Genomic DNA, 26,013 nt, shown 5'->3' on the forward strand with positions numbered 1-26,013 from the left:
CGCGGTTGTTGCGGCGGTGGGGAATCGACAGTTCAGGACACAGCGGCGGCGTAAACTTGTCGGGACAGATCGCTGTCGCCACCTGGCGAAATCCCTACCGCGGTTCGGGAGGGCACACATGGTCGCGATGGACTCGTTCCGGGTTTCGTCCGCCCAGGAGGCGCTCTGGCTGGCGCAGAAGTTGGCGCCCGGACTGTCGAACAATATTTCAGCCTATCTCGACATTTCGGGCGACATCGACCCTTCGGTCATGGAAGCCGCGCTGCGGCGAGTGGCGGACGAGGCTCGCTCGGTACTGGTGAATTTCGTCGAGGACGAGAATGGCCCCCGCCAGGTCGTGCGCGACGCGAACTCGTGGAAGCCGTTCTTCATCGATGTCAGTGCTGAGGAAGACCCCGAATCAGCGGCGACAGCGTCGATGGCAGAGGTCGGCGCCGTGCCCTTCGATCTGGAACGGGATGCGCTGTATCGAGCAGGCTTGATCAAGGTGCACAGCGCGCGATTCTTCCTGTGCGCCGTGTGCCACCACATCGTGATGGACGGGTTCGGCGTCGCGATTCTTGCGCTTCGAATCGGTGAAATCTACACAGCGCTGAAGACCGGAAGACCGATTCCTGAATCCGGATTCGGTGGACCGGAGTTGATCGTCGACGAAGATGCCCGCTACCGGCGGTCCGACCGATTCACCCGCGACAAGGAGTTCTGGCGGAACTACACCGCTGCCTTGCCTGAACCACTTCGCCTGCCGCGGCATCCGAGTTCGCCGGTTCCCGTGACTTTACATCACAGCCTGACGGTGTCGGACGACGAGACCGCGCAATTGCTGACGGCGGCAGAGTCGATCGGGATACCGATGCCGGGCTTCCTGGCGGCAGCGGTAGCCGGACTCTTCCATCGCCTCTCGGGGATGTCGGAGTTCATGATGCGATTGGCCGTCGCCAATCGGGTCGGGGCCGCACGACGCACACCGGGGTTGGTGTCGAATGCGGTGCCCTTCCGGGTGGAGATCCCACCGCGGGCGCTTTTCGCCGCCGTCGCACACGACGTGGGTACCGAGATTCGTGCCATCTTGCGTCATTCCCGTTATCAGGGCTCCGATGTCAGGAGAGACAGAGGACTGTCCGGATCCGTGGAGAATCGTTTCGGTCCGATTCTGAATATCATTCCGTTCTTCGATTCGATCGATTTTGCAGGCAATCCGGCATCCATGCGCGGCGTGTCGTTCGGCCCCGTGGACGACCTCTCGATTTCGATCTACTACGGCGGTCGGGGCAGTGCCGGAATGAACGTCGAGATCGACGCGAACGGCGCGCTGTACAGCGGTGAAGATGTGCGGCTGTATGCAGATCTGCTGATGGCGTTCGTCCGTGCGGTGGTCGCCGACCCGGAAGGCCGGATAGAGGAACATGACTTCCTCCGACCCGCCGAACGCGAACTGGTTCTGCGTACCTGGAACGACACGACGGTACCGGTACCCCGCGCCACGATTCCCGACCTCGTCGAACAGCGGGCCGCCGCGACACCCGACGCGGTGGCACTCACATTCGGCGATCGGCACTGGACATATCGAGACGTCAATGGTCGAGCGAATCGGTTGGCGCGGTACCTCATCGCTCGCGGTGTGGGCCCGGAATCCCTCGTGGCAGTCGCGATGCAACGGTCCTCCGAGTTGATCGTCGCGCTACTCGCGACTCTCAAGGCCGGCGGCGGGTATCTCCCGATCGATCCGAACTATCCTAGCGCGCGAACCGCTTTCATTCTCACCGATGCCGCACCACTCCTGCTTTTGACCGATACCGCGACCGCGGAATCGTTGCCGGACAACGATATTCCCTGTCTCGTGTTGGACCTGGACGACACCGACACCGACGGCATGTCAGCGGTGATCAACCCCGCCGACGATGACCGGATCGCCCCGCTGAGACCGGGCAATACCGCGTACGTCATGTATACGTCCGGTTCGACCGGCACCCCGAAAGGGGTCGTCATCAGCCACCGCAACGTGGTGTCGTTGTTCGCCGGAACCGATCGGTGGTGCGGTTTCGGAGGCGGGGACGTGTGGGCGTGGTGTCATTCGCAGGCCTTCGACTTCTCGGTGTGGGAGTTATGGGGGGCATTGATGCACGGCGGGCGGGCCGTGATCGTGCCCTGGGAAGTGGTGCGCTCGCCCGCCGAGTTGTGGAATCTGGTGCGGCGGGAGCAGGTGACGATCCTCAATCAGACCCCCTCCGCGTTCTACGAGTTCGCAGATGCCGAACGCGAGGACCATTCCCCGGGGCCTGATTCGGTACTGCGAATGGTGGTGTTCGGCGGAGAGGCATTGGACCCGGGCCGGCTACGCGGCTGGTTCCCGGGCGAACGTCCGAACAGTCCGATTCTGGTGAACATGTATGGCATCACCGAAACCACGGTGCACGTGAGCTACCTGGAGTTGACCGCACGCGCCGGGCACGGGGGTCGAAGTCCGATCGGGATTCCTATCGGTAACACGCGGGTCTTCGTGTTGGGGTCGGCATTGGTGCCGGTGCCGATCGGTGCTGCGGGAGAGTTGTATGTCGCCGGGTTCGGGGTGGGCCGAGGATATGTGAGTAGGGCCGGGTTGACGGCGGAACGGTTCGTAGCGTGCCCGTTCGGAGAACCCGGTTCGCGAATGTATCGCTCCGGCGACGTGGTGCGGTGGACGTCCGACGGCATGCTCGATTTCGTCGGACGCGTGGACGAGCAGGTGAAGGTTCGGGGATTCCGGGTCGAGCCGGGGGAGGTCGAGACGGCACTGATGTCACATCCTGCGGTGACGCAGGCGGCGGTGATCGCCCGCGAACCCCCTTCCGGCGCCGATCGTGCGGACGGGGACATCGGAACCGACACGCAGCTGGTGGGGTATGTGGTGCTCGACAGGGGCGTCTCGCTCGTCCGTGACAGAGCACGGGAGGCCGAGCTGGTGTCGCAGTGGCGGCGGGTATACGACGACCTGTATGCCGGGGACGCGTCCCATGCCGGTGAGCAGCTGGACTCGACCGCGTTCGGAGAGGATTTCGGGGGGTGGAACAGTAGCTATACCGGGAAGCCCATCGCCCTCGAGCACATGCGGGAATGGCGCGCGGCGACCGTGGCTCGGATTCGCGAGCTCGGGCCGGCTCGGGTGCTGGAGATCGGGGTCGGAACAGGACTGTTGCTCTCACAGTTGGCGCCGCACTGCGAAGAGTATTGGGGCACGGACTTTTCCGCTCCCACGATCGACGCCTTGCGATCGCGGTTGGCGGAGCGGCAGGACCCATGGGTCGAGCGCGTGCACCTGCGGGTCCAGGCCGCCGACGACCTCGGGGGTGTGCCGCACGGTGTTTTCGACACCGTGGTGTTGAACTCGGTCGTGCAGTACTTCCCGAACGCGGGGTACCTGATCGACGTGATCGGCACGGCACTGCGATTGCTGCACCCCGGGGGCGCGCTGTTCCTCGGCGACGTGCGAAATCTCGCGTTGCTCCGGGAATTCGCGACAGGCGTGCAGATCGCCCACGCGGATGCCGACACGACTGCCGTGGTGATTCGCGATCGGGTGCGCCGGGGCATTGCCGCCGAGCAGGAGTTGCTGCTCGCGCCCGAGTTCTTCACAGCATTGCCGACGCTGATCCCCGACATCGGCGGAGTCGACATTCAACTCGAGCGCCTCCGCGCGGTCAACGAATTAAGTTGTTACAGATACGAAGTCGTTCTACGCAAGAAGCCCGCGAAGACCCGGTCGTTGGCTGATGTGCCGTCGACGTCGTGGCAACGATTCGGCGATCCCACCGCGCTGCGGCAGTTCCTGACGGGCCGGCGTCCGGACCGTGTGCGGGTGATCGGTGTGCCGCACGCGGGGTTGGCGCCCGATGTCGATGCCACACACGTGCTCGACGACGCCGCTGACCGCGATCACGTCCCCTCCCGGCGTGACGCGGACAGTCGAACGGACGCGATGTTGCCGCAGGACTGTCACGACATCGGTGAGGAGCTGGGGTTCGCGGTGTCGGTGACCTGGTCACCGACACCGGGCCTGATGGACGTGATCTTCACCCACATCACCCCCCGGCCGCACGAGAATACGCAGGCATCGGTCGCGGTATCCGATGTCTACCTGCCCGACGGTCCACTCGGCGACATGACCGAGTACGTCAACGACCCCGGTGCAAGCAGGCTGTCGTCCGAGGTTCGACGCTTCGTGGCCGGACGACTGCCGGAGTTCATGGTGCCCGCGGCGGTGGTGGTGCTGGATCGGTTGCCGTTGACCGTGAACGGCAAGCTCGATCGGAAAGCGTTGCCGGCACCGGAATTCATCGGTGGCGTGTTTCGGGCCCCGCGGTCACCGGTGGAGGAGACTCTCGCGTCGCTCTACGGTGACGTGCTCGGTCTTCCGCGGGTGGGGATCGACGACAGTTTCTTCGACCTGGGCGGGCATTCTCTGGCCGCGACGCGGTTGGTGGGGTTGATCCGCAACGCGCTTGGGGTGGAGGTGCCGATCCGGGTGGTGTTCGAATCCCCGTCGGTGGCGGAGTTGGCGCCCCGGCTGGGCGAGGCCGCGGTGGCGCGGGTGCCGTTGCTCCCGCGGGTGCGGCCCCATCGGGTGCCGTTGTCGTTCGCGCAGGCCCGGTTGTGGTTCCTGTATCGGTTCGAGGGACCGTCGGCGACGTACAACATTCCGGTGGCAGTGCGGTTGACCGGCGCCCTCGACATCGAGGCGGTGGTCGCGGCGGTCGGGGATGTGGTGGCTCGGCACGAGAGCCTGCGGACCGTGTTCGGGGAGGACGAAGGGGTGCCGTTCCAGCGGATCCTGCCCGCGGAGGAAGTTCCGATTCCGGTGCACGCGGAGAGGATCGATCAGGCGCGGTCGAGGCAGGCCGTTGCGGAGGCGGCGGGATATCGGTTCGATCTGTCCGGCGAGATTCCCATCCGAGCATCACTGTTGGAATGCGGTTCCCGAGAGCACATCCTGGTATTGGTGCTGCACCATATCGCGGGGGACGGGGGTTCGTTGGCGCCGTTGGCCCGCGACATCGCGGTCGCATATGCGGCGCGGACCGACGGCGAGATGCCGGGGTGGGCGGCGTTGCCGGTGCAGTACGCCGATTACACCTTGTGGCAGCGGGAGCTTCTGGGCAGTGCGGATGATCCGGGGAGTGTGCTTGCCGCACAGGTGGAGTATTGGCGGGCCGAGTTGGCGGGGTTGCCGGAGTGCATCGAGTTGCCGACTGATCGTCGACGTCCGGCCGAACCGAGTTACCGGGGCGGCACGGTGGAGTTCGTGATCGCACCGGAACGTGCTTCGGCAGTCACGGAACTTGCCCGCAGATGTGGGGCGACACCCTCGATGGTGCTGCAATCCGTGCTCGCGGTGCTGCTCCACCGGCTTGGCGCGGGGGAGGACGTTGCGATCGGCGGACCGATCGCCGGCCGTACCGACGAAGCCCTGACCGAGTTGGTGGGGTTCTTCGTCAATACCTGGGTGCTGCGGGTGGATCTGTCGGGGAACCCGCGGTTCGATCAGGTGCTCGACCGGGTGCGGGTTAAGGCGTTGGCGGCGTACGAGAATCAGGATGCGCCGTTCGAGCGGTTGGTGGAGTTGCTGAATCCGGTCCGGTCGGCGGCGTATCATCCGTTGTTTCAGGTGTCGTTCGCCATGCAGAACAACGCTTTTCCCGAGGTCGAGTTCCCCGGATTGGAATGGACCACACTTCCGGCGCCGACCGGGACGTCGCGTTTCGACCTGTCCTTCACTCTCACTCCCGATGGTCAGCAGGGTCTGGCCGGGGTCGTCGAGTACGCGAGTGATCTGTTCGACCGGGGGACGGTGGAGGGTATCGCGGCCCGGTTCGTGCGGTTGTCGGAGTTGATCGTGGCGGATCCGCGCGGGCGGATCGAGGGGTACGAGATCCTCGAGCCCGACGAGCGTGAGCTGGTACTGCGGACCTGGAACGACACGCGCACGCCGGTACCGGACTCGACGATTCCCGGCTTGTTCGAGGCTCAGGTCGCCGCGACTCCGAATGCGGTGGCGGTCACGTTCGGTGACGAGAACTGGACCTACCGGGAGCTGAGCAGTCGAGCGAATCGGCTGGCACACCGCCTGATCGGTGCGGGTGTCGGCCCGGAGGTGCTGGTGGCGGTCGCATTGGAGCGGTCACCCGAGTTGGTCGTCGCGTTGTTGGCCGTCCTCGAGGCCGGGGGCGGGTATCTGCCGATCGACCCCCGCTACCCGAGTGCGCGGACCGGGTTCATTCTCACCGACGCCGCTCCGATCCTGATCCTGACCGACACCACCACTTCGAGCATGCTGCCCGACAACGGTATCCCCACTCTCCTGCTCGACGCGTACTCGGACGAGGTCGCGCAACGGGAGGACATCCCCGGCGACAACGACCGCGCCACACCACTACGACCGGACAACACCGCGTACGTGATGTACACCTCCGGATCGACCGGCGTCCCGAAAGGGGTCACGGTCGACCACCACAACGTCGTCAACTGCATGGTGCAGGTGGCCTCGAGTCTCGGTGCGCCAGGGCTGGCGCGGGTGCTGGCAAGTACGTCGGTGAGTTTCGACGTGTCGGTGTTGGAGATTTTCGCTGCGTTGTGCGCCGGCGGGAGTATCGACATTGTGCGTGACGTTCTCGTGCTCGGCGAACAGCGCGGCTGGACCGGGGGTGTGATCAGCACTGTCCCGTCGGCGTTCGGGGAGGTACTCGATCACATCGAGGGCACGGTGAGTGCCGAGACGGTGGTGTTCATCGGCGAGCAGTTGTCAGGGCGATTGCTCAGTGCAGTCGGTGCCGCGGTTCCCGGTGTCCGGGTTGTCAACGGGTACGGTCCGACGGAGACCACCGTCTACGTGACGAGCCAGGTCGTGGAGTCGTCGGACAACCCTGTCGGTGGGTCGGTGCCGATCGGTGTGCCGGTACGGAATTCGCAGGTATTCGTGTTGGGTGCCGGGCTTCGGCCGGTTCCGGTGGGTGTGGTGGGGGAGTTGTATATCGCCGGGGTTCAGTTGGCGCGCGGCTATCTGGGCCGGCCGGGGTTGACGGCGGAGCGGTTTGTCGCGTGTCCGTTCGGGGCGGTGGGTGCGCGAATGTATCGATCGGGGGATCTGGCGCGGTGGACTGCTGATGGTGTGCTCGAGTTCGTGGGACGTGCTGACGAGCAGGTGAAGGTGCGGGGGTTCCGGGTGGAGCCGGGGGAGATCGAAGCGGTACTCCTGAAGCATCCGGCGGTGGCGCAGGCAGTGGTCATTGCCCGGGACACCCCGGCGACGGGCGGGGTGGGGCGGCAGTTGGTGGGGTACGTCGTCCTCGAGCCCACCGACACCGTCACGGGTGTGGGGGTGCGAGAGTTCGTGACGGGGCGGCTCCCGGAGTACATGGTGCCGGCGGTGATCATGCTGGTGGATCGGTTGCCGTTGACGGCGAACGGGAAGCTGGATCGGAAAGCGCTACCGGCACCGGAGTTCACCGGTGGGGTGTTCCGCGCGCCGCGGTCATCGATCGAGGAGACGCTGGTCTCGCTATTCGCAGACGTGCTGGACGTTCCGCGGGTGGGGATCGACGACAGCTTCTTCGATCTCGGTGGGCATTCGCTGTCCGCGACACGGTTGGTCGGGCGGATCCGCACGGTGCTGGGGAAGGAGGTCCCGATCCGGGTGGTGTTCGAATCTCCCACGGTCGCCGCACTGGCGCCGCGACTCGGCTCCGGAGCGGTCCGGCCGCCCCTGATCCCACGCACGCGGCCTGAGCGGGTGCCGTTGTCGTTCGCGCAGGCCCGGCTGTGGTTCCTACACCGCTTCGAGGGCCCGTCTGCCATCTACAACATCCCGGTGGCGGTGCGACTCACCGGCGACCTCGACACCGAGGCCCTGGTGGCAGCGATCGAGGACGTGATCGCCCGGCACGAGAGCCTGCGAACGATCTTCGTTGAAGCCGAGGGGATTCCGTTCCAGGAAATCCTTTCCACCGACGAGGTCCCTTCGCCAGTGCAGATAATCGACGTCGAGGCCGACGAAATACCCGCGGCAGTGACCACGGCTGCAGGGTATCGGTTCGACGTCGAACACGAAATTCCGATCCGGGCAACGTTGGTGGCGTCCGGATCCCACGAGCACATCCTGGTCTTGGTGCTCCACCACATTGCGGGGGACGGGGCGTCGTTGACACCGCTCGCACGTGACATCGCCGTCGCGTATGAGGCCCGTTCGGAGGGCAGGGTTCCGGGGTGGGCACCGCTGCCGGTGCAGTACGCCGATTACACCCTGTGGCAGCGAGAAGAACTGGGCAGTGAGCACGATCGGGGCAGCGTGTTCTCCACCCAGCTCGACTACTGGAAAACCGAGCTGGCGGGGTTACCCGACTGCATCGAGCTACCTGCCGACAGGCGACGACCGGCTGCACCGAGTTACGGCGGCGGCGTGGTCGAGTTCTCGATCGGACCCGAACGTGCGACGACGATAACCGAATTGGCTCACCACAGTGGGGCAACACCATCGATGGTATTGCAATCAATGCTGGCGGTAGTACTCCGCAGACTCGGTGCCGGGGGCGATGTTGCGATCGGCGGGCCGATCGCGGGTCGCACCGACGACGCTCTGACCGAGTTGGTGGGGTTCTTCGTCAACACCTGGGTGCTACGCGTCGATCTGTCGGGGAATCCGCGGTTCGACCAGGTGCTCGATCAGGTCCGCGGGAAGGCGTTGGCGGCGTACGAGAATCAGGATGCGCCGTTCGAGCGGTTGGTGGAGTTGCTGAATCCGGTCCGGTCGGCGGCTTATCATCCGTTGTTTCAGGTGTCGTTCGCCATGCAGAACAACGCTTTTCCCGAGGTCGAGTTCCCCGGGTTGGAATGGACCACACTTCCAGCGCCGACCGGAACGTCCCGTTTCGACCTGTCTTTCACCCTCACCCCCGACGGTCACCAGGGTCTGGCCGGGGTCGTCGAGTACGCGAGTGACCTGTTCGACCGCGGGACGGTCGAGGGTATCGCGGCCCGGTTCGTGCGGTTGTCGGAGTTGATCGTCGCGGATCCCCACGGGCGAATCGAGGGGTACGAGATCCTCGAGCCTGACGAGCGTGAGGTGTTACTCCGGACCTGGAACGACACCGCAGCTCCCTTCTCGGAGGCCACCGTCGTGGAACTGTTCGAGCGACAAGTGGCGGCGACACCCGACGCCGCGGCGGTGACCTTCGCCGGCCGGAGCTGGACTTACCGAGGAATCAACACACAGGCGAACCGGCTGGCGCACTATCTGATCGGCGCCGGGGTCGGCCCGGAAACCGTGGTGGCCGTCGCACTGGAGCGCTCGGAAGAGTTGGTCGTCGCCTTGTTGGCGGTGCTCAAGGCCGGCGGCAGCTACCTTCCCATGGACCCGAACTATCCCAGTGCTCGCGCCGGGACAATTCTCGCCGACGCGGCACCGCGGCTGATCCTGTCCGACACTGTCACCGTGGCCACGCTGCCCGACCACGATATCGACCGGGTACTGCTCGATGCAGACCTGGACCTCGACGCGACTGCAGCCGCCGTGAGGGGCCGGGCCGATCACGATCCCGTCGACCGCGATCGGATCACCCCGTTGAGGCCCGATCATGCGGCATATGTGATGTACACCTCGGGGTCGACAGGTTTTCCGAAGGGTGTCACCGTGAGTCACCGGAGTGTGGTGTCGTTGTGCGCCGGCACTGCCGACCGGGTGGGTGCGGACGCTGCGGATGTGTTTGTGTGGTGCCACTCGGTGGCGTTCGATTTCTCGGTGTGGGAGTTGTGGGGCGCGTTGGTACACGGTGGCCGCGTGGTAGTGGCGCCGTGGGACGTGGTGCGCTCACCGATCGAGTTGTGGAAGTTGGTGGTTCGCGAACACGTCACGGTTCTCGGTCAGACGCCGTCGGCGTTCTACGGGTTCGGGGAGATCGAGCACGACGACCCCGTGGTGGGGGCCGGTTCGGTGTTGCGGACGGTGGTGCTCGGCGGAGAGGTGCTGGATCCCGCCAGGCTGCGGTGCTGGTATCCGGGCGAGGATTCCCGCCATCCACAGGTGAGGATCGTCAACGGTTACGGACCGACGGAGACGACGGTCTTCGCGGCGATGTACTCGCTACCCGAATCTCGGAGTGGGCGTGATCGGATGAGTGTCCCCATCGGCGTTCCAGTGGTCGGTGTGCGGGTGTTCGTGTCGGGTGCTGGGTTGATGCCGGTCCCGGTGGGTGTGGTGGGTGAGCTGTATATCGCCGGGGTGCAGTTGGCCCGCGGTTATCTGGGTCGGCCGGGGCTGACGGCGGATCGGTTCGTGGCGTGCCCGTTCGGGGATCCGGGATCGCGGATGTATCGATCCGGGGACCTGGTGCGGTGGACCGCTGACGGTGTACTCGAGTACGTGGGGCGCGCGGATGAGCAGGTGAAGGTGCGGGGGTTCCGGGTGGAACCGGGGGAGATCGAAGCGGTGCTGCTGTCGCACTCTGCCGTTTCACAGGCAGTGGTGATCGCCCGGGAAACCCTCGTCGGCACCGAGTTGGTGGGGTACGTCGTTCTCGATTCCCGGACCGGTGCCGACTCCCTGGGGTTGCGGGAGTTCGTGGCCGGGTTGTTGCCGGAGTTCATGGTGCCGGCGGCGGTCGTGGTGGTGGACGGGTTGCCGTTGACGGTGAACGGAAAGTTGGATCGGAGGGCGTTGCCGGCACCGGACTTCACCGGTGGGGCGTACCGGGCGCCGCGGTCGCCGGTGGAGGAGACGCTGGTCTCGTTGTTCGCTGACGTGCTCGACGTCCCGCGGGTGGGGGTCGACGACAGCTTCTTCGATCTCGGTGGCCATTCGTTGTCGGCGACGCAGTTGGTGAGCCGTATTCGGTCGGTGCTGGGAGTGGAGGTCCCGATTCGGATGATCTTCGAATCCCCTGCGGTCGCCGAACTCGCACCCCGGCTGAGGGACGGCCCGGCACGGGTGCCGTTGACTCCGCGGGTGCGGCCCGAGCGGGTGCCGCTGTCGTTCGCGCAGGCCCGGTTGTGGTTCCTGCACCGGTTCGAGGGCCCGTCGGCGACGTACAACATTCCCGTGGCGGTGCGACTCACCGGCGACCTCGACCCCGGGGCGGTGGCAGCCGCTGTTGCGGACGTCGTCGCCCGGCACGAGAGTCTGCGTACAGTATTCGACGACCTGGACGGTGCACCGGTTCAGCGAGTCCTCCCCGTGGCGGAAGTACCAACTCCGGTGCACGTGGAGAAGGTCGACCCGGCCGGCGTGATGGCTGCGGTGACAGCGGCGTCGGGGTACCGGTTCGACATTGAACACGAAATTCCCCTCCGGGCAACATTGTTGGAGGCCGGACCCCAGGAACACGTCCTGGTGATGGTCCTGCACCACATTGCCGGGGACGGGGGGTCGTTGGCGCCGCTGGCTCGGGATGTGGCGGCCGCGTATGCGGCCCGCGCCGACGGACACGCTCCGGGGTGGGCACCCTTGCCGGTGCAGTACGCCGATTACACCCTGTGGCAGCGGGAAATTCTGGGGAGGGAGGACGATCCGGGCAGTCTGCTGACCGCCCAGCTCGACTATTGGACAACCGAACTGACCGGGCTGCCGGAGTGCATCGAGCTACCCGGCGATCGTCGCCGACCGGCTGCACCGAGTTACCGTGGCGGCACCGTGGAGTTCGTGATCGATCCCGGATTGGTTTCGGGGGTGGATGAATTGGCCCGCGGTCGTGGCGCGACACCGTCGATGGTGTTGCAATCGGTGTTGGCGGTGCTGCTCCGCAGGCTCGGTGCCGGGGTGGATATCGCGGTCGGGTCGCCGATCGCGGGCCGCACCGACGACGCGTTGACCGAGTTGGTGGGGTTCTTCGTCAACACCTGGGTGCTGCGCGTCGACGTGTCCGGGAATCCGCGATTCGACGAGGTCCTCGACCGGGTGCGGGTGAAAGCCCTGGGTGCGTATGAGAATCAGGATGCGCCGTTCGAACGGTTGGTGGAGTTGCTGAACCCGACCCGATCGACGGCCTATCATCCGTTGTTCCAGGTATCGTTCGCAATGCAGAACAACGCTTTTCCCGACGTCGGGTTTCGTGGACTGCACTGGACCACACTGCCGGCGTCGACCGCGACTTCTCGTTTCGACCTGTCTTTCACCGTCGCCCCCGCCGAGCAGCAGGGTCTGGCCGGGGTCGTCGAGTACGCGAGCGATCTGTTCGACCGGGGCACGGTGGAGACCATCGCGGCCCGGTATGTGCGGCTGCTCAGGTGCATCATCGAAGATCCGCAGGGTCGGATCGAAGGCTACGAAATCCTGGAACCGACCGAACGTGAGCGGGTACTGCGGACCTGGAACGACACGAGCTCACCGATACCGGATACGACGATCCCGGGCCTGTTCGGGCAGGAGGTCGCTGCAACTCCCGATGCCGCGGCCGTGACGTTCGGTGAGGAGAACTGGACCTACCGGGAGCTGAGCAGTCGAGCGAATCGGCTGGCACGCCATCTGATCGGTGCGGGTGTGGGGCCGGAAGTACTGGTGGCGGTTGCACTGGAGCGGTCACCCCAATTGGTTGTCGCGTTACTCGCAGTCCTCGAGGCCGGGGGCGCGTATCTGCCGATAGACCCCCGCTACCCGAGTGCGCGGACCGAGTTCATCCTCGCCGACGCCGCGCCGCTGCTCATCCTCACGGACACCGCAACCGCACGCACACTGCCGGACAGTGACATACCCCGGATACTTCTCGACGGCATCTCGGACGAGGACGGGCAAGCGGAGGGCCTCAACCCCGACGACAGCGATCGCACCACGTCACTGCGGCCGGGCAACACCGCGTACGTGATGTACACCTCCGGATCGACGGGGACCCCGAAAGGGGTCACCATCGACCACTCCAACGTGGTCAACCTGGCGTTGCACGGATGGCCGGACGGACCCGGTGAGCGCGTGTTGCTGCATTCGTCGATGGCGTTCGATGCCTCGGCGTACGAGTTGTGGCCGACACTGCTCAGCGGAGGCCGGTTGGTTGTCGCCCCGCCCGGGTCACTGGACATCGAGGTGCTCGAGCGGGTCGTCGACGCGGTTGGTGTGACGTCGATGTTCTTGACGACCACGCTGTTTCACCTGTTGAGCGATTCGCCGGAACATGAGAGGGGGGCGCTCGACCAGCCACGTCAGTTGGTCACCGCGGGCGATGTGTTGTCGCCGCGCGCTGTACGACGCGTCCTCGCTCGCCACCCGCGCATCACCGTGGTGAACGCGTACGGGCCGACGGAAACCACCGTGTGTGCCACCGCGTACTCGGTATCCGGTTCGACGGGCTTCGACGACCAGGTCAGCGTGCCGATCGGGGTGCCGATCGGTAATGCCCGCGCACTCGTCCTGGGAACAGGGATGGTGCCCGTCCCGGTGGGTGTGGTCGGGGAGTTGTATATCGCCGGATCAGGTGTGGGCCGCGGGTACATCGGCCGGCCGGGGTTGACGGCGGAACGGTTCGTCGCGTGTCCGTTCGGCGAACCGGGCTCACGGATGTACCGCTCGGGTGATCTGGTGCGGTGGACGACCGACGGTGTGCTGGACTTCGTCGGCCGCGCAGACGAGCAGGTGAAGATCCGCGGAATCCGAATCGAACCCGGCGAGATCGAAACGGTGTTGGTCTCGCACCCCGCGGTGGGATCGGTCGTGACGGTGGACCGGGTAGGTCCGTCGGGGCAGAAGGTGCTGGTGTCGTATGTGGTCGCGGCGCCCGGGGCCGAGGTGGACGTCGAGGCGTTGCGACTGCTCGCGGCGGGCCGTCTACCGGACTACATGGTGCCGTCGGCGATCATCGTCGTCGACCGGATACCTCTCACACCGGCCGGCAAACTCGACCGCAAAGCACTTCCCGAGCCTGATCTCGCATCCGACACCCCGTACCGGGCTCCACGATCCATTGCCGAGCAGACATTGGCGGCGGTGCTGGCCGACGTCCTGGGCGTCGATCGGGTGGGTGTCGACGACGACTTCTTCCGGCTCGGCGGGGACAGCATCATGTCGACCCAGGTGGTGTCGCGGGCGCGGGCTCGCGGCGTGCTGGTGTCGGCGCGAGAGGTGTTCGAGCGACGGACCGTCGCCGGGCTGGCCTCCGTCGCGCATCCGGTGAGGGATGACGACTCCGTCATTTTCGAGGACGTGCCGTTGCCGCGTCCGGCTCCGCGACAGCTGTCGGGCATCGAGGCACGGTATCCCGAGGCCGTGGATGTGTGGCCGCTGGCACCGCTGCAAACAGGTTTGGTCTTTCACGCGATGCTGGCGTCGGAATCGGCCGATGTGTATGCGGTGCAGACGGTACTGGGTCTGTCCGGACAGGTGCATGCGGACCGTGTGAAGGCCGCGGCACAGGCGATACTCGATCGCCACGCGAATCTGCGGGTCGCGTTCCTCACCGAGGGGGTGGCGGAGCCGGTCCAGGTGGTGCTCGAGGGCCTCGTGGTGCCCTGGTGGGAAGCCGACGTCAGTGGTGTCGATGCCGGGGAGCGAGACGACGAGCTGGCACGGCTGCTGTCGGACGATGCGGCTGCCGGCTTCGACCTGTCGGAGCCACCGCTCCTGCGTTTCGGTTTGGTCGCGATGGGCGACGGAGACTTCCGGCTGGTGGTCTCATATCACCACGTACTGCTCGACGGATGGTCGATGCCGTTGCTGATGCGGGAAATGCTGACCGTCTACGGTGCCGGCGGGGACGGAGCCGTACTGGAACCCGTGGTCTCGTATCGCCGGTATCTCGGGTGGCTCGCGACTCAGGATCGGCAACGGTCGCTGCAGATGTGGAAGGAAGCGCTCGACGGTGCGGAGCCCGCGCTGATCGCGACTGGGCGCCCGGAATCGGCGCGGGGATCATCAGTGCTCCGGCGTGAGCTCGACAAGGGTCTGTCGTCGGAGATACCGGAGCTGGCGTCTCGGTGGTCGGTGACGGTGAATACCCTGGTGCAGGTCGCGTGGGCGATCGTGCTGGGCATGCATACCGGCCGCCGTGATGTGGTGTTCGGCGCGACGGTCTCGGGTCGGTCCGGACAGATTCCCGCCATCGAGTCGATGGTGGGGCTGTTCATCAACACGGTCCCGGTGCGGGTCCGGCTTCATCCCGAGGAATCCATCGCCCGGTTGATCGCTCGGGTTCAGGCGGAGCAGGCGGAGTTGATCGAGCATCATCATGTTCCGCTGCCGGAGATCCAGCGGGTCGCCGGCGTGGGGGCACTGTTCGACACCTTGACGGTGTTCGAGTCGTACCCGAACGATCTGCGGAGCCTCGCCTCCTTGCTCGAGTCGATCGTCTCCCTCGCGATCACGTCCCTGGATTCGTTTGGGGGAACCAACTATTCGTTGACGCTGGCGGTGGAAGCCGGTGAGCGGACGTCCGTATCGCTGTGGTACGACCCAGCCTTGTTCGATGACGACGAGGTGGGGCGGATCGCGGACAGATTCCACCGGGTGCTGGAATCACTGGTGGCTGCGCCGGAGGCCGCGACGGGAGACGTCGACCTCCTCGCGCCGGAGGAACGGAACCTGCTGGTTCCCGTGCGCGGCGCGGCCGCGGAGACGGTGCGCACCCTGCCGGAGATCCTCTCTGCGGCAGTCGTACACGATCCGAGTGCGGTGGCGGTCGTGTGCGGAGAGCGCTCGCTCACATACCGGGAGTTGGACGACGAGTCGAGTCGTATCGCACGGGTGTTGATCTCACGCGGCGTCGGGCCGGAATCCACGGTGGCCGTGGCGGTGCCGCGGTCGGTGGAGTCGGTGCTGGCGGTATGGGCGGTGGCGAAGGCAGGTGGTGCGTTCGTTCCGGTGGATCCGTCGTATCCGGCGAGTCGGCTCGAGTACCTGATCGCCGATTCCGTCGCGCGGTGCGGAATCACGGTCGCCGCGTGCGTCGGTACCCTGCCGAAAACCCTCGACTGGTGGGTGCTCGACGATCCGGAGGCGCGAGCCGAGTGTTCCCGTCAGTCCACCGAATCGGTGACCGATTCGGGCCGGATCGCTCCGTTACGGGCCGATCATCCCGCGTACATGATCTACACGTCGGGGACGACGGGTGAGCCCAAGGGCGTCGTCGTACCGCATCGGGGACTGGGTAGTCTCGCGGCGGAGATGGCGGAGAGGTTCGCCGTCACGGCGGATGCACGCGTGCTGCACGTGGCGTCGCCGAGTTTCGATGCGTCGGTGCTGGAGTACCTGCTGGCGACGGGTTCGGCAGCGTCGATGGTTGTGGTTCCGGCGGGTGTGGTCGGTGGCGAGGAACTGGGCCGGATACTCGAGAGTGCGTCGGTGACGCACGCGTTCCTCACCCCCACGATGCTGGCGACGGTACCGGTCGAGCGGATGTCGTCGGTGCGATGCCTGCTCACAGGCGCGGAAGCGGTTCCGGTATCGGTGGTGGAGTCGTTCGCTGAGGGACGGCGGATGCACGACCTCTACGGGCCGACCGAGGCGACCGTGGTGGTGGCGACCTCGCCGCCGTTACCACCGCACGGTCCGGTGACTCTGGGCGGTCCGGTCCGAGGTGCGTCCCTGGTGGTGCTGGACACGTGGCTGCGTCCGGTGCCGGCGGGAGTGGCGGGGGAGTTGTATGTCGCCGGGACTCCGCTGGCTCGCGGGTATCACGATCGGACGGGACTGACAGCGGAGCGATTCGTGGCGAACCCTTTCGGCTCGCCGGGCCAGCGGATGTACCGCACGGGCGACGTCGTGCGGTGGATCGAGCGGGAAACCGGGTTGGGGCTGGAGTTTTTGGGGCGCCGCGATTTCCAGGTATCGGTGCGGGGCCGTCGGATCGAGTTGGGCGAGATCGACGCTGCACTCACCGAGCAGCCCGGAATCGGCTCCGTGGTGACGGTCGATCGGAAGGGCCCGTCCGGGCAGACGGTGCTGGTCTCCTACGTGGTCCCCGCAGCCGGGAGCGCGGTGGACGCCGAGAGCGTGCGGACGGTGGCGGTGGGCCGCCTGCCGGAGTACCTGGTGCCCTCGGCGATCGTGGTGCTCGAGAAGTTTCCGCTCACACCGGCCGGCAAGCTCGACCGCAGTGCGTTGCCGGAGCCGGCGTTCTCGTCGAGCAAGGCGTTCCGGTCTCCGCAGACCGAGACCGAGGAAATCCTCGCCCGCGTGTTCGCCGAGGTACTCGGCGTCGAGCAGGTGGGGATCGATGACGGATTCTTCGATCTGGGTGGCGACAGCATCCGGTCGATCCAGTTGGTATCGCGCGCGAAAGCACGGGGTGTGCTACTCACGGCGCGGGATGTGTTCGAGCACAGGACTGTTGCGGGGCTGTCCGAGGTTGCAGTCCTGAACCACGATTCGGATCGGGTCGTGCTCGAGGAGTTGTCCGGTGGCGGAGTGGGGACGATGCCGTTGACGCCGATCGGGCGGTTCCTCCTCGCGCGGGGTGGTGGGTACCGCCGATTCGCGCAGACGATGGTGTTGGAGTTGCCCGACGGTATCGATCGGGCCGGGTTGGCCGCCACCATCGGCGCCGTCGTGGTCCGTCATGACATGTTGCGATCGCGTGTGGTGACCGATGACGCTGGGGAGCAGAAACTTCGGGTCGATCCGCCGGATACGGTCGACGTGAACCGCCTGATTCGACAGGTCCACTGTGATAACGCACCGGGCGATCCGGCGTGGCTGCGGCTGGCGTCGGCCGAGTTGGATGCGGCCCTGGGGCGTGTGGATCCGGCGGCGGGCGTAATGGTGCAGTTCGTGTGGCTGGACCGCGTCCCCCGTGACGGCGACCTATCGGCGGGTTCGGGTCGGCTGCTGGTCGTGGCCCACCACCTGGTCATCGACGGCGTGTCGTGGCGGATCATCATCCCGGACCTGGCGGCGGCCTGGGCGCGGGTGCGTACCGGCGAACGCCCGGAACTGCCCGCGGCCGGGACGTCGATGCGGCGGTGGGCACACGGGCTGGTGGACGAGGCATCGCGGCCAGGGCGAGTGGCCGAGTTACCGTTGTGGCAATCGATTCTGGAGGGCCCCGACCCGACGTTGGGTTCGCGCAGATGCGACCCGATCCTCGATGTTCTGTCCACAGTGCGGCACGTGCGGATCCAGGTGCCGGCGCACGCGACAGCGTCGCTGCTCACCAGGGTCCCCAAGGTCTTCCGCGCCGGGGTCGACGATGGTCTGCTGGCGGGGTTGGCGATGGCGTTGACCCGCTGGCGCCGCCGTCGCGGGGTTGTCGAGCCGTCGTCGTTGATATCCCTGGAGAATCATGGTCGCGAGCAGCACGTCATACCCGGTGCGGATCTATCCCGCACGGTCGGCTGGTTCACGACAGCTTTCCCGATTCGCCTCGATATCGCGGGCGCCGATCTCGACGACGCATTCGCCGGCGGGCCCGCTGCCGGAATCGTGATCAAAGCGGTCAAGGAACAGGTGCTGGCGCTGCCCGACCGTGGCATCGGTTTCGGGCTGCTTCGGTATCTGAACGCGGACACCGCACCGCAACTCGGGAAGTATCCGGGCGGACAGATCAGTTTCAATTATCTGGGGCGCGTCTCGGCCGCCGATGTTCCCGAGGAATTCCGTGACCTCGGCTGGATGCCCGCGAGCGAGGGAACGGCACTCTCCGCGACAATGGATCCGGACATGCCGGCGATGGCCGAAGTGGACATCAATGCGATGGTGACCGACGGTCCGGACGGTCCCCGACTCGGTGCCGTGTTCGGATTCCCCGCCGGGGTGCTCTCCCGTGACGATGTTCAGGAACTTGCCGACCTGTGGTGCGACGCAGTCTCGGCACTGGCTCGGCACGCGCAGGGGCCCGGGGCCGGCGGGCTGACACCGTCCGACGTGCCGCTGGTGTCGGTGTCGCAACACGATATCGAGTCGTGGGAGGACCGGTACCCGGGCGTGGTGGATGTGTGGCCGTTGACCGCGATGCAGTCCGGCCTGTTGTTCCACTCGATGCTGGCCGGTTCGTCGTTCGACGCGTACACCACCCAGCTGGTTCTGCACCTCGGCGGACGGGTCGATCCAGAGAGAATTGTCGCTGCGGGACAGGCATTGCTGGATCGCCATGCGAACCTGCGGACCGCGTTCGTCGACGATTCCGAATCCGGGCCGGTACAGGTCGTCCTCGGCGCAGTCGCGTTGCCATGGCGCGAGGTCGACCTGCGGAACCTTCCCGAGGGCACTCGAGACGGCGAGTTCCAACGTCTTCTCGTCGAGGATCACGCCACACATTTCGACCCGGCGACGGCGCCGCTGATCCGATTCACGTTCGTGACGATGGGACAGGATCGATTCGAGCTGGTGATCACCAATCATCACGTACTGCTCGACGGATGGTCGATGCCACTGCTCGCCGAGGAACTACTCGCGCTGTACGTCTCGGGAGGCGACGCCGCCGCGTTACCGAGAGCTACCGGATACCGGAATTTCCTGGTCTGGCTGGCCGCGCGCGACCGAGCCGAATCTTGTCGAATCTGGGCGCAGGTCCTCGACGGGATCGAAGAGCCGACCCTGCTGGCGCCCACGCACCCGGAGCGGGAAACCACCTCGGGGGAAGAGCAGGTGACGGTCGAACTACCCCCGGAGACGGCCACGAGCTTGTCGGTGCGGGCCGCCGAACTGGGTGTCACGCTGAACACCGTCGTTCAGGGAGCGTGGGGGATTCTGCTCGGACAGTTGTCCGCCCGGCGGGATGTGGTGTTCGGCGCGACGGTCTCCGGCCGGCCGGCCGGACTGCCCGGTATCGAGTCCATGGTGGGCCTGTTCATCAACACCGTGCCGGTGCGGGTTCAGTCCACACCGGGCGACACTGCTGCGGAGTTGTTGACCCGGTTGCAGAAGCAGCAGACGGGCTTGTTCGATCACCACTACCTCGGGTTGACGGAGATCAACAAGGCCGCCGGGGTGCGCGACCTGTTCGACACCCTCGTCGTGTTCGAGTCGTACCCGATCGATCGCGCCGCGTTGGCAGCCGCAAACCCCATCGACGGAATGGTCGTCACCGGAGTTCATACGATCGACGCGTCGCACTACCCCATGACCCTGATCGCGAGAGTCGACTCCCAACTTCGGTTGACCGTGGCGTATCTGCCGAACCTGTTCGGCGCCGCAGCCGTCGAAACGATCGCCCGGCGGCTCACCCGTATCTTGCAGACAGTCGTGGACGACCCTCACGTCGCCGTGGACCGCATCGACCTCGTCGAACCAGGCGAGCGTCGGCTGGTGGTGGGCACGTGGAATGACACTGCGGTCCTCGTGCCGGAGGTGACACTTCCCGACCTTTTCGAACGCCAGGCGGCTGTCACGCCGGAGGCGGTGGCCCTGACGTCCGACGACGAGCAGTTGACGTATCGAGAGGTCGGCGAGCGAGCGAACCGGTTGGCTCGGAGACTGATCGCGCACGGTGTCGGTCCGGAGTCTCTGGTCGGTGTCGCCGTGCGACGTTCGATCGATCTCGTGGTGGGAATCTATGCCGTCGTGACGGCGGGTGGAGCATATGTGCCGATCGACCCCGACTACCCCAGCGAACATATCCGGCACATGATGGAGTCCGCGGCACCGGTCTGTGTGTTGACGCAATCGACCGACCGCGTACAGATCCCGGGCGGCGTCCCCGTGCTGGAGATCGATGGCGCGCACGGACCTGATGTCGACTCCTCACCCATCCGCAACGAGGATCGAATCACCCCGTTGAGGCCGGGTAACACGGCGTACGTGATCTTCACGTCCGGCTCGACGGGCCGGCCGAAGGGGGTCGCTGTCAGCCATTCGGCGATCGTGAATCAGTTGCTGTGGATGCGGGACCATTTCGGCTTCGACCACGACGACGTGGTGCTGCAGAAGACCCCCGCGACATTCGATGTGTCGGTGTGGGAGATGTTCCTGCCACTGGAGGTCGGGGCGCGGCTGGTGATCGCCAAGGCCGAGGGACACCGCGATGCGGCCTATCTCGCCGAGATGATCAGATCGGAGAAGATCACCACCGGCGACTTTTCGCCGTCGATGCTGGCCATGGTCGACGAGAGACTCGAGCCGGCTGATTGCGACTCGCTTCGACGAGTCTTCTGCGGCGGCGAAAACCTGTTGTCCTCGACGGCAAACCACTTCATGGAGCGCAGTGGCACTGCGGTACACAACGTGTACGGGCCGACCGAAACGGCCCTTCAGGTCACCCATCATCGATGCGGCCCGTCGAAAGACACGAGCGCGCCGATCGGCGCGCCGGTGTGGAACTCCCAGGTCTTCGTGCTGGGTGCGGGGTTGGTGCCGGTTCCGGTGGGTGTGGTGGGCGAGTTGTACATCGCCGGGGTGCAGCTGGCACGCGGTTATCTCGGCCGGTCGGGGTTGACGGCGGAGCGGTTCGTGGCGTGTCCGTTCGGGGCGGTGGGTGCGCGGATGTATCGGTCGGGGGATGTGGTGCGGTGGACCGCCGAGGGTGAGCTCGAGTTCGTGGGGCGCGCGGACGAGCAGGTGAAGGTGCGGGGGTTCCGAGTCGAACCCGCCGAGGTCGAGGCGGTGCTGCTGAAGCATCCTGCGGTGGCGCAGGCGGTAGTGGTGGCCCGCGCCACCGGCAGTGGCACCGAGGTGATCGGATATGTAGTTCTCGATATCGACGGGGTCGACGGGCCGAGTGATTCGGCGACCGGGGTTCGTCGTTTCGTGGCAGGGTTGTTGCCGGACTTCATGGTTCCGGCGGTGATCATGGTGGTGGATCAGCTGCCGTTGACGGCCCACGGGAAACTGGACCGGAAAGCGTTGCCGGAACCGGAGTTCACCGGCGGCATACTTCGGGATCCGCGGTCGCCGGTCGAGGAAACTCTGGTGTCGTTGTTCGCGGACGTACTCGACGTGCCGAGGGTGGGAATCGACGACAGTTTCTTCGACCTGGGTGGGCATTCGTTGTCGGCGACGCGCTTGGTGAGCCGGATTCGGTCGGTGTTGGGTGTGGAGGTTCCGATCCGGGTGGTGTTCGAGTCCTCGACGGTGGCGGAGTTGGCACCCCGACTCAGGGAGGGCCCGGTCCGGGTGCCACTGACCGCGAGGGTGCGGCCCGAGCGGGTGCCGCTGTCGTTCGCGCAGGCCCGGTTGTGGTTCCTGTATCGGTTCGAGGGACCGTCGGCGACGTACAACATTCCGGTCGCGGTGCGACTCACCGGCGCCCTCGACACCGGGGCGGTGACAGCCGCTGTTGCGGACGTCGTCGCCCGGCACGAGAGCCTGCGGACCGTGTTCGGGGAGGACGAAGGGGTGCCGTTCCAGCAGATCCTGCCGGCTGAGCAGGTCGTCGCGGAACTGCCGGTTCAGATCGTCGACGTGCGGGACAGCACTCTGATGGATGCAGTCGCGGAGGCGGCGGGCTGTCGATTCGACCTGTCGGTAGAGATACCCCTGCGGGCCCGCGTTTTCCGGGTTTCCGAATCAGAGCACGTGCTGGTACTGGTGCTGCACCATATCGCGGGGGACGGGGGTTCGTTGGCGCCGTTGGCCCGCGACATCGCGGTCGCATATGCGGCGCGGACCGACGGCGAGATGCCGGGGTGGGCGGCGTTGCCGGTGCAGTACGCCGATTACACCTTGTGGCAGCGGGAGCTTCTGGGCAGTGCGGATGATCCGGGGAGTGTGCTTGCCGCACAGGTGGAGTATTGGCGGGCCGAGTTGGCGGGGTTGCCGGAGTGCATCGAGTTGCCGACTGATCGTCGACGTCCGGCCGAACCGAGTTACCGGGGCGGCACGGTGGAGTTCGTGATCGCACCGGAACGTGCTTCGGCAGTCACGGAACTTGCCCGCAGATGTGGGGCGACACCCTCGATGGTGCTGCAATCCGTGCTCGCGGTGCTGCTCCACCGGCTTGGCGCGGGGGAGGACGTTGCGATCGGCGGACCGATCGCCGGCCGTACCGACGAAGCCCTGACCGAGTTGGTGGGGTTCTTCGTCAATACCTGGGTGCTGCGGGTGGATCTGTCGGGGAACCCGCGGTTCGATCAGGTGCTCGACCGGGTGCGGGTTAAGGCGTTGGCGGCGTATGAGAATCAGGATGCGCCGTTCGAGCGGTTGGTGGAGTTGCTGAATCCGGTCCGGTCGGCGGCGTATCATCCGTTGTTTCAGGTGTCGTTCGCCATGCAGAACAACGCTTTTCCCGAGGTCGAGTTCCCCGGATTGGAATGGACCACACTTCCGGCGCCGACCGGGACGTCGCGTTTCGACCTGTCCTTCACTCTCACTCCCGATGGTCAGCAGGGTCTGGCCGGGGTCGTCGAGTACGCGAGTGATCTGTTCGACCGGGGGACGGTGGAGGGTATCGCGGCCCGGTTCGTGCGGTTGTCGGAGTTGATCGTGGCGGATCCGCGCGGGCGGATCGAGGGGTACGAGATCCTCGAGCCCGACGAGCGTGAGCTGGTACTGCGGACCTGGAACGACACGAGCGTACCGGTACCGGACTCGACGATTCCCGGCTTGTTCGAGGCTCAGGTCGCCGCGACTCCGAATGCGGTGGCGGTCACGTTCGGTGATGAGAACTGGACCTACCGGGAGTTGAGCAGTCGAGCGAATCGGCTGGCACACCGCCTGATCGGTGCGGGTGTCGGCCCGGAGGTGCTGGTGGCGGTCGCATTGGAGCGGTCACCCGAGTTGGTCGTCGCGTTGTTGGCCGTTCTCGAGGCCGGGGGTGCATACCTCCCCATCGACCTGCAGTACCCCGGTGCACGAACCGGGACCATCTTCACCGACGCCGCTCCGCTGTTGATCCTCAGCCACACCATGACCGAAAACTTGTTGCCCGACAACGACATCCCCAGGATACTTCTCGACACCCGCACCGACGAGGGCGGACAATGGGAGGCGCGAAACCCCGACGACAACGACCGCACCACACCACTACGACCGGACAACACCGCGTACGTGATGTACACCTCCGGGTCGACGGGTGTTCCGAAGGGCGTCGCCGTGAGCCACCGGAGTGTGGTGTCGCTGTTCGCCGGTACCGCAGGGTGGGCCGGCTTCGATGCCGGGGACGTGTGGGGGTGGTGTCATTCGGTGGCGTTCGATTTTTCGGTGTGGGAGTTGTGGGGGGCGTTGGTGCACGGGGCCCGGGTTGTGGTGGTGCCGTGGGAGGTGATGCGTTCGCCGGTCGGATTGTGGGAGGTGGTGGTTCGGGAGCGGATGACGGTTCTCGGTCAGACGCCGTCGGCGTTCTACGAGTTCGCCGAGGTCGAGCGTGAGGATCCCGCTGTGGGGGCGGATTCGGTGCTGCGGATGGTGGTGTTCGGCGGTGAGGTGTTGGATCCGGCCGGGTTGCAGGGCTGGTCCCGGGGCGAGCACGTGAATCCTCTGATTCTGGTCAACGGGTACGGGCCGACCGAGACGACAGTCTTCGCGGCAACCTTCGTGCTACCCGAGTCGGGCGAACGCGCCGACCGGGCGAGTGTGCCGATCGGGGCGCCGGTGGGCAACACGCAGGTGTTCGTGCTGGGTGCGGGGTTGGTGCCGGTTCCGGTGGGGGCGGTGGGGGAGCTGTACATCGCCGGGGCGCAGTTGGCTCAGCGGTATGTCGGCCGGCCGGGGTTGACGGCGGAGCGGTTCGTGGCGTGTCCCTTCGGGGAGCCGGGTGCGCGGATGTATCGATCCGGGGATCTGGTGCGCTGGACCTCCGGCGGGGTGCTCGAGTTCTACGGAAGAGCGGACGAGCAGGTCAAGATTCGCGGATTCCGGGTCGAACCCGCGGAGATCGAGGCGGGTCTCCTGAAACATCCGGCCGTGACCCAGGCGGTGGTGGTGGCCCGGGACACCGCCACCGGCACCGGATTGGTCGGTTACGTGGTCTCCGATGCCGCCGACACCGGCACAGGTGTCGAGGTCCGCCGGTTCGTGGCCGGGATGCTGCCGGAATACATGGTTCCAGCGGCGGTGGTGGTGCTGGACCGGTTGCCGCTGACGGTGAACGGGAAACTGGATCGGAGAGCATTGCCGGCACCGGAGTTCACCGGCGGGGTGTTCCGGGCGCCGCGGTCACCGGTGGAGGACACGCTGGCTTCGCTCTACGCCGAGGTTCTCGGTGTTCCCCGCGTGGGGATCGATGACAGTTTCTTCGACCTGGGTGGGCATTCGCTGTCCGCGACGCAATTGGTGAGCCGGATTCGGTCGGTGTCGGGGGTGGAGGTCCCGATCCGGGTGATCTTCGAGTCTCCGACGGTCGCCGAACTCGCACCCCGCCTGGGTGAGGAGGCCGAACCCGACTCGCTCGATCCGTTCGCGGCCATCTTGCCGATCCGAAGCGAAGGATTCGGACCGCCGCTGTGGTGTGTCCACCCGGGCGGCGGACTGAGCTGGTGCTACATGGGCCTTCGCGCCCACCTCCCCGGCCGGCCCATATATGGTCTGCAAGCACGGGGCTTCGATGGAGAGACGCCGCTACCGACGTCGATCGAGACGATGGCCGCCGACTATCTCGAGCAGATCCTCAACGTTCAGGACGACGGCCCGTTTCTTCTGCTCGGATGGTCGTTCGGTGGCCTTGTCGCCCAGGCGATCGCCACCGCGCTGGAACGCCGGGGGCTCGAGGTTGCATTCCTCGCGATGATGGACAGCGTCCCCGGTGCCGGGGATCTCCTCATCGGCCGGGCGCCACCTTCGGATGACGACATTCGACAGTCGATCCGGGCATGGGCGCAGAGCCGCTACGGCGAGATCGTCGATTCGCCCGACTATGCGCCCGTCTGGGATGCCGCTCGTGCAATCTATCGGAATGACTTACGCCTGGCCGTCGACCACGTACCGCAGATCTATCACGGTGACGTGGTGTTCCTCCGTCCGACATTGACGGATGACGGATCGATGTCGAGCGAGTCTTCGGCCGAGACATGGCACGCATACGTCACCGGCGACATCGTGACTCACGACGTTCACAGCACGCATGCCGATATGGATCAGCCTCGTCCCCTCGCCGAGATCGCACGGATCATCGACCACGCACTGGCCGAACCGGGTCGGCGCACACGACAACCGGAAGGCTGATGACGGGCGGGCGGCCCACCACGCGTCGATCGGACGGGAAT

Annotated in this window: 1 protein-coding gene; it reads left to right on the top strand. The window is 66.1% G+C overall.

Going from position 1 to position 26,013, the window contains the following annotated elements:
* The first annotated feature begins 118 nt into the window (after positions 1–118).
* Positions 119–25,972, top strand: coding sequence for a non-ribosomal peptide synthetase (locus FND50_RS12210; RefSeq protein ID WP_144285945.1), 25,854 nt, complete (start codon positions 119–121; stop codon positions 25,970–25,972).
* The last annotated feature ends 41 nt before the right edge of the window (positions 25,973–26,013 follow it).

Source organism: Rhodococcus sp. WB9, assembly GCF_007558985.1.
GTDB classification, from domain to species: domain Bacteria; phylum Actinomycetota; class Actinomycetes; order Mycobacteriales; family Mycobacteriaceae; genus Rhodococcus_F; species Rhodococcus_F opacus.